Below are 13528 nucleotides of genomic sequence, written 5' to 3' on the forward strand. Positions count from 1 at the left end.
ATGCAAAATATTTTGCTAGTAGACGGCTATAACATGATTGGCGCTTGGCGTGAGCTTCGTCCTCTGCGTGAGCCACATTTTGAAGATGCCCGCGATCGCTTAATTGAGCGAATGGCGGAATATAAAGCACATACAGGTTGGCGCGTCATTGTTGTCTTTGATGCGCATCTTGTTCCTGGTACGGAGCAGCTTTATATTCAGCATGCTGTTGAAGTGATTTATACCCGCAAAAATGAAACTGCGGATGAGCGTATTGAAAAATTATCCAATGAGTTAAAAGGCCGCAAAGTTCAAATTCATGTAGCCACATCTGATATGACTGAACAAAATGTTGTCTTTGGTCATGGTGCGCTGCGAAAATCAGCACGTGAGCTTGAAATTGAAATGCAAATTATTCAATCGAAAATTTCATCGAAAGTAAAAGAAGCGCGCGATGAAAAACCTGCTTCACGCATTAAATTATCAAAGGAAGTAGAGTTGCAATTTGAAAAGTGGAGAAGAGGGCTTAAATAATAGTTTGCTCGATTTTTCCAATTAAGTTATACTGTTCCTAATTTATTCTGACGTAGCTCGAGGTGATTTTCATTGCTTAAAAGTGAGAAGTTACAAATCGTACGGCAATTTGGACATTTATCAGATGAACAACTTGTAGAGCAAGTGCATCTAGGCAATACAGAAGCGTTAGATTTTTTGATTTCAAAGTATCGATTATTTGTGAAATCGAAAGCGCGGTCTTATTTTTTAGTAGGAGCGGACCGAGAAGATATTATTCAAGAAGGCATGATTGGTTTATACAAGGCAATTCGTGATTTTAAAGAGGATAAGCTTGCATCGTTTCGCGCATTTGCTGAACTGTGCATTACAAGACAAATCATTACAGCAATCAAAACAGCTACACGTCAAAAGCATATTCCGCTGAATTCCTATGTATCGCTCGATAAGCCGATTTATGATGAGGAATCGGAGCGTACACTAATGGACATAATTACAAGTCCGATTTCAGATGACCCGGAGTATTTGATGATTAATCGTGAGGATTATCATTATTTAGAACAAAAGATGGGAGAAGTGCTGAGCGAGCTAGAACAACAAGTACTAACTCGCTATTTAGAGGGGCAATCCTATAATGAAATTTCTGAAGAATTAAATCGCCACGTCAAATCTATCGATAATGCATTGCAACGCGTCAAGCGGAAATTAGAGCGTCATTTAGAGCTAAAAGAAATGACCTAAAGCATATGAGCCTTTGTTGACATTGACAAAATTAGGTGTTAGTCTTTAAAGGACAAAATGCCGAAAAGGTGATAAATTATGGCAAAAAAAGTCGTTTTAAGTTGTGGAAAATGCGGCTCTCGAAACTATAGTATTCCGAAAAAAGAAGGAACTACAGAGCGTTTAGAGCTTAAAAAGTTTTGCTCGCATTGCAATGAACATACAATGCATAAACAAACGTTATAAACGAAACATAGATTAATTTGTTGTTCGGGGGTAGGCGAAAATGAGTAAGGTATCGAACTTTTTACAAGAAGTCGGCTCTGAAATGCGTAAAACAAGCTGGCCAAAAAGCAAAGAGCTAACGAAATATACGGTTGTTGTAATTTCAACAGTAATCGTAATGGCGTTATTCTTTACAGTTGTAGATCTAGGAGTCTCAGAATTATTCCGTTGGTTCTTGTCTCTATAAGCTAGGTCATGTTAATATTGCGAAAGAGCCCGTCCATTTCAAATAACGGGTTTTTTCATTTGTTTTAAAACAAATACGTTTTGTTTGAAGAAATAGATTTTTTAGAGGATTTTTTCGAGTTCGCTCGAAAAAATCTGGACGCAATTACGCCGAGGTGTAATTGAAGTAAGTAAATAGGGAAACACGCCTTAACACTTTTAATATAAAGGAGGGACGGACGATTTAGTCCTACCTAATATGGAAAAAAATTGGTATGTAGTGCATACTTATTCTGGTTATGAAAACCGAGTAAAAGCAAATCTTGAAAAACGTGTGGAAACGATGGGAATGCAAGATAAAATTTTCCGTGTTATCGTAGCAGAACACGAAGAAATCGACGTAAAAGAAGATGGTAAGAAAAAAGCAGTAATGCGTAAAATCTTCCCTGGTTATGTATTGGTAGAACTAATCATGACTGATGATGCATGGTATGTGGTACGTAACACGCCAGGTGTAACGGGGTTCATCGGGTCTTCGGGTGGTGGCGTAAAACCAACTCCACTTTTACCGGAAGAAGCTGAGCGCTTACTTGCTCAAATGGGCATGAACGAACAACGATTAGGTGAAGTTGAAATTACTGTAGGTGAAGTTGTGGAAGTTCTTGAAGGACCATTCGCACACTTCCAAGGTCGCGTTGAAGAAGTAGATATCGAAAAAGCTAAATTAAAAGTTTTAGTTGATATGTTCGGTCGCGAAACAGTGATGGAGCTTGACTTTAACCAAATTCAAAAAATATAGATTTATTTATACTTGATTAAGCTTTTTAAAAGTGTTATCATTTCATAGGTCAGACTGTCATAAAATGACGTGTGATATAAAATTAGTTTTAATGTTATCGGCAAGTTAGCTGACGAACAGATATTTGAGTGGGAGGGGCAACCCAATTACCACATCACGGACTTAAGGAGGTGTGTCTCGTGGCTAAAAAAGTTATTAAAGTTGTAAAACTTCAAATCCCTGCTGGTAAAGCAAACCCAGCACCACCGGTTGGTCCTGCATTAGGTCAAGCAGGTGTTAACATCATGGGATTCTGTAAAGAATTTAACGCTCGTACTGCTGATCAAGCTGGTTTAATCATTCCAGTTGAAATTTCAGTATTCGAAGACCGTTCATTCACTTTCATTACTAAAACTCCACCTGCAGCAGTATTACTTAAAGTAGCAGCTGGTATCCAATCTGGATCTGGTGAACCAAACCGTAAGAAAGTTGCAACGGTTAAACGTGATAAAGTTCGCGAAATCGCTGAACAAAAAATGCCAGACCTTAACGCTGCTTCAGTTGAAGCTGCAATGTTAATGGTTGAAGGTACTGCACGAAGCATGGGTATCGTTATCGAAGACTAATCCCATCTTCACACTTGATGATGTTTTTGTTTTTGGAAGGTTGCTGCGCTCGGATATTCATTTAGAAGAGTGCGCAACCTTTATTCGTGGGAGGTCAAATCCGTTACAACCACAATCAAGGAGGAAATTTATAATGGCTAAAAAAGGTAAAAAACTGCAAGACGCAGTTAAATTAATCGATCGCGCTACTTTATACTCTGTAGAAGAAGCAGTAGCATTAGCGCAAAAAACATCTACAGTTAACTTCGATGCAACTGTAGAAGTAGCATTCAAATTAGGTATCGACACTCGTAAGAATGACCAACAAATCCGTGGTGCGGTAGTATTACCACACGGTACTGGTAAAACTCAAAAAGTATTAGTATTCGCTAAAGGTGAGAAAGCTAAAGAAGCAGAAGCTGCTGGTGCTGACTACGTAGGCGATTCAGATATGGTTAACAAAATCCAACAAGGTTGGTTCGATTTCGATGTAATCGTAGCAACACCTGATATGATGGGTGAAGTTGGTAAATTAGGTCGTGTATTAGGACCAAAAGGTTTAATGCCAAACCCTAAAACTGGTACAGTTACTTTTGACGTAACTAAAGCTATCGAAGAAATTAAAGCTGGTAAAGTAGAATACCGCGCTGAAAAAGCTGGTATCATCCACGCTCCTATCGGTAAAGTTTCTTTCGATACTCAAAAATTAGTAGAAAACTTCTTAACTGTATTTGAAGTAGTTCAAAAAGCTAAGCCAGCTGCAGCGAAAGGTACTTACATGAAGTCTGTAAACGTTACAACTACAATGGGTCCTGCTGTAAAAGTTGACGCTTCTAACGTAACAGTTAAATAATCAAAACAATTCTATTAATTGTTTTGATTGAATTACTTGACAACGGCCCGCTTACTTGGTAAGATGGATGCTGTTGTGAATCATCCATTTGTACCGTAGACAGTAGGAGTGACTTGTCACTTAATGATCCTACCGAGGACATCGGAGTTCGGATTCTTTTTAAGATGATGTACTTTCAGCCTCTGTGTCTATTATGATATAGAGGCTTTTCTTTGTCGGTATAAATGACTCATTCTAATAGGAGGTGTCATCATGAGCAAAGCAATCGAAACTAAAAAAGTTCAAGTTGGAGAAATCGCTGATAAATTCAAAGCTGCTGCATCTGTAGTAGTAGTTGACTACCGTGGTTTAACTGTAGGACAAGTAACAGAATTACGTAAGCAATTACGTGAAGCTGGTGTTGAGTTTAAAGTTTACAAAAACACTTTAACTCGTCGTGCTGCTGAAGCCGCTGGTTTAGAAGGAATCAACGAATTCTTAACTGGTCCAAACGCTATCGCATTCTCTAACGAGGACGTAGTAGCTCCAGCTAAAATCATCAACGAGTTCGCTAAGAAAAACGAAGCGTTAGAAATTAAAGCTGGTATCATCGAAGGTACTGTCGCATCTGTTGAAGACGTTAAAGCTCTTGCAGAACTTCCATCTCGCGAAGGTCTATTATCAATGCTTTTATCTGTACTTCAAGCTCCAGTGCGCAACTTCGCACTTGCAACAAAAGCTGTTGCAGAACAAAAAGAAGAGCAAGGCGCTTAATTGCATCTTAACTTCCAATCTCGGCTTAACGGCCTAAAAAAACAATAAACATCCAATAGGAGGAAATTAAAATGAACAAAGAGCAAATCTTAGAAGCTATCAAAGCTATGACAGTTCTAGAATTAAACGATTTAGTAAAAGCAATCGAAGAAGAATTCGGTGTAACAGCAGCAGCTCCTGTAGCTGTAGTTGCTGGTGGTGCTGCTGGCGCTGCTGAAGAAAAAACAGAATTTGATGTAGTATTAGCTTCTGCTGGTGCTGAAAAAATCAAAGTAATCAAAGTGGTTCGTGAAATCACTGGTTTAGGTCTTAAAGAAGCTAAAGAGGTTGTTGACAACGCTCCTAAAGCTCTTAAAGAAGGAATCTCTAAAGATGACGCTGAAGCTATTAAAGCTAAACTTGAAGAAGTTGGCGCTTCAGTAGAAGTTAAATAATTTTAGTTTAACTTACTTTACTAAGTCGTGTGCTTAGTTGTATAAGGAAAGCTCGTCACAATTTTGCGGCGAGCTTTTCTTTATTTACATCTATCTAGGAGGCGTGTTACACATGTCTGAACATTATTATTCAAATAAACCTCAAACGGAAAGTAAACCACGCCAATGGAAGTTTACTTTATTAGGATATACATTTACATTTGAAACAGATGCCGGTGTATTTAGTAAAAGCGAAGTAGATTTTGGTTCCCGTGTGTTAATTGATGCCTTTGAAATGCCCGAAGTAGAAGGTGTTGTGCTTGATGTAGGTTGTGGCTATGGACCGATTGGTTTATCAATCGCAAAGGATCATCCGGAGCGTGAAGTATTAATGATGGATATTAATACACGTGCTATTGGTTTATCGCAAAAAAACGCCCAACTAAACGGGATTCAAAATGTGCGTATTTTTGAAAGTGATGGCCTAAGTGCTGTGGAAGCTGGAACACAAGCTGCTGCCATTTTAACAAATCCGCCGATTCGTGCAGGGAAAGAAACGATTTTTAGATTTTATGATCAAGCCTATGAATTGTTAGTGACGAATGGTGAGCTGTGGGTAGTGATTCAGAAGAAACAAGGTGCGCCATCGACGGTAAGTCATTTAGAAGAGCTATTTACGGAAGTAGAAGTTGTTGAGAAGAAAAAAGGATATTGGATTGTACGTGCAAAAAAATAAGTAAGATTCGTTTCAAATATTGACTTGACAAATCGACTATGATAACATGATACAATGCAAAATTATTATTTTGAGGTAGTATGCCCTTTTGCATAACTTAAACATTATTACGGGTATACTTACTAAGAATAAGTTAAGTTTAACCGAAAATGAGGTTTTATAAAAAGTCTCGTTTTCTTTTTGTCTTTCGAAATCATACACTATTTGTAAGGTTTTGCAAAGACCTATTATCGCTTTATTGAGGGGTGAATGAGTTGACAGGTCAACTAGTTCAGTACGGACAACACCGCCAGCGTAGAAGCTTTGCGCGTATTAGTGAGGTGCTGGAACTTCCGAATTTAATCGAGATCCAAACAGCATCTTATGAGTGGTTCCTTGAAGAAGGATTGCGTGAGATGTTCCACGACATTTCTCCAATCGAAGATTTTACAGGAAATCTTTCATTAGAATTCGTCGACTATACATTAGGAGACCCTAAGTATGATGTTGATGAGTGTAAAGAACGTGACGTAACATACGCTGCACCATTACGTGTGAAAGTTCGTTTACACAACAAAGAAACAAACGAAGTAAAAGAGCAAGATGTCTTCATGGGTGACTTCCCATTAATGACAGAAACGGGAACGTTTATTATTAACGGTGCTGAACGTGTTATCGTATCTCAGTTAGTTCGTTCTCCAAGTGTATACTTCAACGAAAAAACAGATAAGAACGGTAAAAAAGGCTTCGGCGCAACAGTTATTCCAAACCGTGGTGCATGGCTAGAATACGAAACTGATGCAAAAGATGTCGTTTACGTTCGTATCGACCGCACACGTAAATTACCAGTAACAGTACTTTTACGTGCGTTAGGTTTTGGCACTGACCAAGAAATTATTGATATCATTGGCGACAATGAATATTTACGTAATACGTTAGAAAAAGATAACACAGAAGGTACTGAAAAGGCTCTTCTTGAAATCTATGAGCGTTTACGTCCAGGTGAGCCACCAACAGTTGAATCAGCGAAGAATTTATTATATTCTCGTTTCTTCGATGCTAAACGTTATGATTTAGCGAATGTTGGTCGTTACAAAATGAACAAAAAGCTTCATATCAAAAACCGTTTATTCAACCAAACGGTAGCTGAAACAATTGTGAATCCAGAAACTGGTGAAATTCTTGTAGAAGCAGGTACGTTATTAGATCGCCGTACGTTAGATAAGCTAATTCCAGCTTTAGAAGACGGCGCTGGCTTCAAAACATTAAACCAAAACGGTGGCGTGTTAGAAGACACTGTAACAATCCAATCAATTAAAATTTTTGCACCAAACGATGAAGCGCAAAAAGAAATCAACGTTATTTCAAACGCTTATATTGAGGAAGAAGTGAAAAACCTTACTCCGGCAGATATCCTTGCTTCTGTATCGTACTTCTTCAACTTATTATATAACGTAGGTAACACAGACGATATCGACCATTTAGGGAACCGTCGTTTACGTTCAGTTGGTGAATTATTACAAAACCAATTCCGTATTGGTTTATCTCGTATGGAACGTGTAGTACGTGAACGTATGTCTATCAATGATACAGCAGCTATCGTACCACAACAATTAATCAATATCCGTCCAGTTATCGCATCAATTAAAGAGTTCTTCGGATCTTCTCAGTTATCTCAATTCATGGACCAAACAAACCCATTAGCAGAGTTAACGCACAAACGTCGTTTATCTGCATTAGGGCCAGGTGGTTTAACACGTGAGCGCGCAGGTATGGAAGTACGTGACGTTCACTACTCTCACTATGGTCGTATGTGTCCAATCGAGACACCTGAGGGACCAAACATCGGTCTTATCAACTCTTTATCTTCATTCGCAAAAGTTAACAAGTTTGGCTTTATCGAAACACCTTATCGCCGAGTTAATCCGGAAACAGGTGCTGTAACTGAAGCAATCCATTACTTAACCGCTGACGAAGAAGATAACTATGTAGTAGCACAAGCAAACTCTGAATTAACTGCAGAGCGTACTTTTGCAAAAGAAGAAGTAGTAGGTCGTTTCCGTGGGGATAACACAGTATTCAATCGCGATCGTATCGACTACATGGATGTATCTCCAAAACAAGTAGTATCTGCTGCCACTGCATGTATTCCGTTCTTAGAAAACGACGACTCAAACCGTGCGTTAATGGGTGCGAACATGCAACGTCAAGCTGTTCCTTTACTATATCCAAACGCTCCGTTCGTTGGTACTGGTATGGAGCACGTTGACGCTCGTGACTCTGGTGCTGCTGTAGTTGCTAAAAAACACGGGATTGTTGAGCACGTAGAAGCTCGCTCTATCCACGTTCGTACAATCGAAGAGGTTGACGGCAAAGAAGTGAAAGGCGACTTAATTAAGTACAAATTACAAAAGTTCATCCGTTCAAACCAAGGTACTTCATATAACCAACGTCCAATCGTAAAAGTTGGCGACCGTGTAAAACCTCGTGATATTTTAGCTGATGGTCCTTCAATGGAACGTGGCGAATTAGCACTTGGTCAAAACGTACTTGTTGCGTTCATGACATGGGACGGCTTCAACTACGAGGATGCTGTTATTATGAGTGAGCGCCTTGTAAAAGATGATGTATATACTTCTGTTCATATTGAAGAATATGAATCAGAATCACGTGATACGAAGCTTGGACCTGAAGAAATCACACGTGACATTCCAAACGTAGGTGAAGATGCACTTCGTAACCTAGATGACCGCGGAATTATCCGTATCGGTGCGGAAGTACGTGACGGTGACATTTTAGTAGGTAAAGTTACGCCTAAAGGGGTTACAGAGCTAACTGCTGAAGAACGTTTATTACATGCTATCTTCGGTGAAAAAGCACGTGAAGTACGTGACACGTCACTACGTGTACCACACGGCGCTGGCGGTATCATCCTAGATGTTAAAGTCTTCAACCGTGAAGATGGAGACGAATTACCACCAGGTGTTAACCAATTAGTTCGTGCTTATATTGTTCAAAAACGTAAAATCCGCGTTGGAGACAAAATGGCCGGACGTCACGGTAACAAAGGGGTAATCTCACGAATCTTACCAGAAGAAGATATGCCATTCATGCCAGACGGCACACCTGTGGATATCATGCTTAACCCACTTGGGGTACCTTCTCGTATGAACATCGGACAAGTATTAGAGCTTCACTTAGGTATGGCTGCACGCTACTTAGGCGTACACATGGCTACACCAGTATTTGACGGCGCTAACGAAGAAGATGTTTGGGAAACGATGGAAGAAGCTGGTATGAATCGTGACGGTAAAACAATTCTTTATGATGGACGTTCAGGTGAACCATTCGACAGCCGCGTTTCTGTTGGGATCATGTACATGATCAAGTTAGCGCACATGGTTGATGATAAACTTCACGCACGTTCAACTGGTCCTTACTCATTAGTAACGCAACAACCGCTTGGTGGTAAAGCACAATTCGGTGGTCAACGTTTCGGTGAGATGGAAGTTTGGGCACTTGAAGCATACGGTGCTGCTTACACGTTACAAGAGATTTTAACTGTAAAATCAGATGACGTTGTAGGTCGTGTGAAAACATACGAAGCAATCGTTAAAGGTGAAAGCGTTCCAGAACCAGGTGTACCAGAATCATTTAAAGTATTAATTAAAGAACTTCAATCATTAGGTATGGATGTGAAGATGCTTACAATCAACGACGAGGAAGTGGAATTACGCGACCTTGACGATGAAGATGAAGTAGCTGTTGCACCAGCTCCAGAAATGGAAAACAAAGCTAATGGTGATAAAGAGGACCCAGTAGAGTCATTTGAATAATTTCAAATTGAATCGGGCAGGTATATGCCCTGCCCGATTTTTCTTGTATAACGATTGAAAAAAGCAAATTTCATAATGGCCTAGAATGAAATTTTTGCAATTGCAGAGCTACAATGAAAAGTCATTTAAGACTTATAACTAAAGGGAGGTAGGCTCCTTGATCGATGTTAATGAATTTGAATATATGAAAATTGGTTTAGCTTCTCCGGACAAGATTCGTTCTTGGTCATATGGTGAAGTTAAAAAACCAGAAACAATCAACTACCGTACATTAAAACCGGAAAAAGATGGTCTATTCTGTGAACGTATTTTCGGACCAACGAAAGACTGGGAATGTCACTGTGGTAAATATAAGCGTGTACGTTATAAAGGTGTCGTTTGTGACCGTTGTGGCGTAGAAGTAACACGTGCAAAAGTTCGTCGTGAACGTCAAGGGCACATCGAACTTGCAGCACCTGTATCGCACATTTGGTACTTCAAAGGTATTCCAAGTCGTATGGGTCTTATTTTAGACATGTCTCCACGTGCACTAGAAGAAGTAATTTACTTTGCTTCTTATGTTGTAATTGAGCCAGGTCAAACAGCTTTAGGCTTCAAAGATTTACTTTCTGAAAAAGAATACCGTGCATACCGTGAAAAATACGGCAACGAATTCGAAGCGGCAATGGGTGCTGAAGCAATCAAACGCCTTTTAGAAAAAATCGATTTAGAAGACGAAACAGCTGTATTAAAAGAAGAATTAAAATCTGCACAAGGCCAACGCCGTACACGTGCAATTAAACGTTTAGAAGTAGTAGAAGCATTCCGTAACTCAGGTAACAAACCAGAGTGGATGATTTTAGACGTACTACCAGTAATTCCACCAGAGCTTCGTCCAATGGTGCAATTAGATGGTGGCCGTTTTGCAACTTCTGACTTAAATGACCTTTACCGTCGTGTAATCAACCGTAACAACCGTTTAAAACGTTTACTGGATCTTGGTGCACCAAGCATCATCGTACAGAACGAAAAACGTATGTTACAAGAAGCGGTTGATGCATTAATCGATAACGGTCGTCGTGGTCGTCCTGTAACAGGTCCTGGTAACCGTCCTTTAAAATCTCTTTCACATATGTTGAAAGGGAAACAAGGTCGTTTCCGTCAAAACTTACTTGGTAAACGTGTAGACTATTCTGGTCGTTCGGTTATCGTAGTAGGTCCAAACTTAAAAATGTACCAATGTGGTCTTCCTAAAGAAATGGCAATCGAACTATTCAAGCCTTTCGTAATGAAAGAATTAGTGGAACGTGGCCTTGCTCATAACATTAAGAGTGCAAAGCGTAAAATTGAGCGCATGCATAATGAAGTATGGGACGTTTTAGAAGACGTAATTCGTGAGCATCCGGTATTACTTAACCGTGCACCGACGCTTCACCGCCTTGGTATCCAAGCATTCGAGCCTACATTAGTAGAAGGCCGTGCAATTCGTCTTCACCCGTTAGTATGTACAGCTTACAACGCTGACTTCGATGGTGACCAAATGGCGGTTCACGTTCCATTATCAGCAGAAGCGCAAGCAGAAGCTCGTTTATTAATGTTAGCAGCACAAAACATCCTTAACCCGAAAGATGGTAAACCAGTAGTAACACCATCTCAAGATATGGTATTAGGTAACTATTACTTAACGCTAGAGCGTGAAAATTCTCGTGGTGAAGGTTCAATCTTTAACAACTCAAATGAAGTGCTAATTGCATACCAAAATGGTCATGTACATTTACACTCTCGTATTGCGATTAAAGCAAGCTCATTAAACAACCCAACGTTTACAGAAGAGCAAAATAAACAGTTCTTATTAACTACGGTTGGTAAGGTAATCTTCAACGAAATTTTACCGAAGTCATTCCCTTATGTGAACGAGCCAACTGATACAAACTTAGAGCAAAAAACACCTGAGAAATACTTCGTAAACTTAACAATTAACGAAGAATTACTAAATGAAATCGAAGCTACAGAAGGCTATGCAGATTTATCTGAATCAGAAAAAATCGAAGCACAACGTCGTGCTGTGTTAGCAAAACACTTCATAAACGTTCCTGTAGTTGATCCTTTCCGTAAAAAGTTCTTAGGAAATGTCATCGCTGAAGTATTTAAAAAGTTCCATATTACGGAAACTTCTAAAATGCTTGACCGTATGAAAAACTTAGGTTTCAAATATTCTACTCGTGCAGGTATTACTGTAGGTGTATCTGACATCGTGGTATTACCAGACAAAGGTGTAATCCTTGAAGAAGCACAAGGTAAAGTAGATAAAGTAATGGTTCAATTCCGTCGTGGTTTAATTACGGAAGAAGAGCGTTACAACCGTGTAATTAACATTTGGACAGCTGCGAAGGACGAAATCCAAGGCAAGCTGATGAAATCATTACAAAAAACAAACCCAATCTTCATGATGTCTGACTCTGGTGCCCGTGGTAACGCATCGAACTTCACTCAGCTTGCTGGTATGCGTGGTCTGATGGCCAACCCGGCTGGTCGAATCATCGAGTTACCAATCAAGTCTTCATTCCGTGAAGGTTTAACAGTATTAGAGTACTTCATCTCTACTCACGGTGCGCGTAAAGGTCTTGCCGATACAGCACTTAAAACTGCCGATTCAGGTTACTTAACTCGTCGTTTAGTAGACGTTGCACAAGATGTTATCGTTCGTGAAGACGACTGTGGTACTGATCGCGGTTTATTAATCGGTTCGTTAATGGAAGGCAATGAACTTATCGAAGCATTAGATGAGCGTATTGTCGGTCGTTATGTGAAGAAAACAGTTCGCCACCCAGAAACGGGAGCGGTTATCGTAGAGCGTGATGGCTTAATTACACAAGATGTTGCTCGTGCAATTGAAGAAGCGGGTATCGAAGAAATTACAATTCGTTCTGCATTCACATGTAATACAAAACATGGCGTATGTAAAAAATGTTATGGCATGAACTTAGCTACTGGTGAAGAGGTAGAAGTTGGTGAAGCGGTAGGTATTATCGCAGCACAATCTATCGGTGAGCCAGGTACCCAGTTAACAATGCGTACATTCCATACAGGTGGGGTAGCAGGTAACGATATTACACAAGGTCTTCCACGTATCCAAGAAATCTTTGAGGCGCGTAATCCAAAAGGGCAAGCGGTTATCTCTGAAATTACTGGTAAAGTAATCGAAATCGATGAAATCCGTGAAGGTCTAAAAGAAGTAACAATTCAAGGTGACGTTGAAACACGTAAGTACCAAGCACCTTACAATGCTCGTTTAAAAGTAGTTGAAGGTGACATGATTGTTGCAGGTCAAACTTTATCTGAAGGTTCAATCGATCCAAAACAATTATTAAAAGTAAAAGACGTATCAACAGTTCAAGAATATTTACTAAAAGAAGTACAAAAAGTATACCGTATGCAAGGGGTAGAAATCGGTGACAAACACATCGAGGTAATGGTCCGCCAAATGCTTCGTAAAGTACGTGTAATCGAAGCTGGTGACACGGATTTATTACCAGGTTCATTACTTGACATTCACCAATTCTCTGAGGCAAATGTTGATGTTGTATTAAACGGTAAAACACCAGCAACTTGTCGTCCTGTTATCTTAGGTATTACAAAAGCTTCTCTTGAAACAGAATCATTCTTATCTGCTGCATCATTCCAAGAAACAACTCGAGTGTTAACGGATGCTGCAATTAAAGGTAAACGTGATGAGCTTCTAGGTCTGAAGGAAAACGTAATTATCGGTAAACTAGTTCCGGCTGGTACAGGTATGCAACGTTATCGTCAAATCCGTATGGAGCAAGATGAGAAAGAAGTAACTACAGCTGAATAAGTCTTTCAATGAATACAATTCCGGTAGGGGTCAATCTCTACCGGAGTTTTTCTAATAAAATTTATTGAGTTAAAATGA

General features: G+C 39.6%; 12 protein-coding genes and 1 other annotated feature. All 12 genes read left to right on the forward strand.

From position 1 onward, the window contains the following. The 12 genes from LZ480_RS16895 to rpoC all read left to right on the forward strand — a co-directional run bounded on the left by LZ480_RS16895 (position 1) and on the right by rpoC (position 13450). Entirely contained in the window at positions 1–513 is a 513-nt protein-coding gene (locus LZ480_RS16895) for an NYN domain-containing protein (protein WP_241370721.1), read from the forward strand. A 72-nt stretch (positions 514–585) separates the two neighbouring features. Further along, a complete protein-coding gene (gene sigH, locus LZ480_RS16900; RefSeq protein ID WP_241370722.1) occupies positions 586–1233 on the forward strand; it encodes an RNA polymerase sporulation sigma factor SigH in 648 nt (215 codons plus the stop codon). Positions 1234–1311: 78 nt separating this feature from the next. Next, on the forward strand, positions 1312–1458 hold the full coding sequence (gene rpmG, locus LZ480_RS16905) for a 50S ribosomal protein L33 (protein WP_241370723.1): 147 nt from the start codon (positions 1312–1314) through the stop codon (positions 1456–1458). Positions 1459–1498: 40 nt separating this feature from the next. Then, a complete protein-coding gene (gene secE, locus LZ480_RS16910) occupies positions 1499–1684 on the forward strand; it encodes a preprotein translocase subunit SecE (RefSeq protein ID WP_241370724.1) in 186 nt (61 codons plus the stop codon). Positions 1685–1921: 237 nt separating this feature from the next. Then, entirely contained in the window at positions 1922–2461 is a 540-nt protein-coding gene (nusG, locus tag LZ480_RS16915) for a transcription termination/antitermination protein NusG (RefSeq protein ID WP_241370725.1), read from the forward strand. A gap of 179 nt (positions 2462–2640) precedes the next feature. After that, the gene (gene rplK, locus LZ480_RS16920; RefSeq protein WP_042478596.1) at positions 2641–3066 is read left to right on the forward strand and encodes a 50S ribosomal protein L11; all 426 of its coding nucleotides are present in this window, start codon (positions 2641–2643) and stop codon (positions 3064–3066) included. 133 nt (positions 3067–3199) lie between these two features. Next, positions 3200–3898: a 50S ribosomal protein L1 gene (gene rplA / locus LZ480_RS16925; protein WP_241370726.1), complete on the forward strand. Its 699-nt coding sequence runs from the start codon at positions 3200–3202 to the stop codon at positions 3896–3898. A gap of 75 nt (positions 3899–3973) precedes the next feature. Next, positions 3974–4118 (forward strand) — a sequence feature (ribosomal protein L10 leader region). A 32-nt stretch (positions 4119–4150) separates the two neighbouring features. Next, on the forward strand, positions 4151–4651 hold the full coding sequence (gene rplJ / locus LZ480_RS16930) for a 50S ribosomal protein L10 (protein WP_241370727.1): 501 nt from the start codon (positions 4151–4153) through the stop codon (positions 4649–4651). 71 nt (positions 4652–4722) lie between these two features. Continuing rightward, positions 4723–5085 carry a 50S ribosomal protein L7/L12 gene (rplL, locus tag LZ480_RS16935; RefSeq protein WP_241370728.1) on the forward strand — a complete coding sequence of 121 codons (363 nt, stop codon included), beginning with the start codon at positions 4723–4725 and terminating at the stop codon, positions 5083–5085. Between the two features lie 112 nt (positions 5086–5197). Beyond that, on the forward strand, positions 5198–5800 hold the full coding sequence (locus LZ480_RS16940) for a class I SAM-dependent methyltransferase (RefSeq protein WP_241370729.1): 603 nt from the start codon (positions 5198–5200) through the stop codon (positions 5798–5800). Positions 5801–6054: 254 nt separating this feature from the next. Continuing rightward, the gene (gene rpoB, locus LZ480_RS16945; RefSeq protein ID WP_241370730.1) at positions 6055–9615 is read left to right on the forward strand and encodes a DNA-directed RNA polymerase subunit beta; all 3561 of its coding nucleotides are present in this window, start codon (positions 6055–6057) and stop codon (positions 9613–9615) included. A gap of 157 nt (positions 9616–9772) precedes the next feature. Then, positions 9773–13450, forward strand: a complete 3678-nt coding sequence (gene rpoC, locus LZ480_RS16950) for a DNA-directed RNA polymerase subunit beta' (protein ID WP_305037334.1) — start codon at positions 9773–9775, stop codon at positions 13448–13450. Positions 13451–13528 lie beyond the last annotated feature (78 nt).

Origin of the sequence: Solibacillus palustris (assembly GCF_022549215.1) — a bacterium.
Taxonomy (GTDB): Bacteria; Bacillota; Bacilli; order Bacillales_A; family Planococcaceae; genus Solibacillus; species Solibacillus daqui.

What these genes read in the sequence shown, in the direction of transcription:
- LZ480_RS16895 (WP_241370721.1), top strand. Translation starts at nt 1, where the DNA reads ATGCAAAATATTTTGCTAGTAGACGGCTATAACATGATTGGCGCTTGG.
- rpmG (WP_241370723.1), top strand. Translation starts at nt 1,312, where the DNA reads ATGGCAAAAAAAGTCGTTTTAAGTTGTGGAAAATGCGGCTCTCGAAAC.
- secE (WP_241370724.1), top strand. Translation starts at nt 1,499, where the DNA reads ATGAGTAAGGTATCGAACTTTTTACAAGAAGTCGGCTCTGAAATGCGT.
- nusG (WP_241370725.1), top strand. Translation starts at nt 1,922, where the DNA reads ATGGAAAAAAATTGGTATGTAGTGCATACTTATTCTGGTTATGAAAAC.
- rplA (WP_241370726.1), top strand. Translation starts at nt 3,200, where the DNA reads ATGGCTAAAAAAGGTAAAAAACTGCAAGACGCAGTTAAATTAATCGAT.
- rplJ (WP_241370727.1), top strand. Translation starts at nt 4,151, where the DNA reads ATGAGCAAAGCAATCGAAACTAAAAAAGTTCAAGTTGGAGAAATCGCT.
- rplL (WP_241370728.1), top strand. Translation starts at nt 4,723, where the DNA reads ATGAACAAAGAGCAAATCTTAGAAGCTATCAAAGCTATGACAGTTCTA.
- LZ480_RS16940 (WP_241370729.1), top strand. Translation starts at nt 5,198, where the DNA reads ATGTCTGAACATTATTATTCAAATAAACCTCAAACGGAAAGTAAACCA.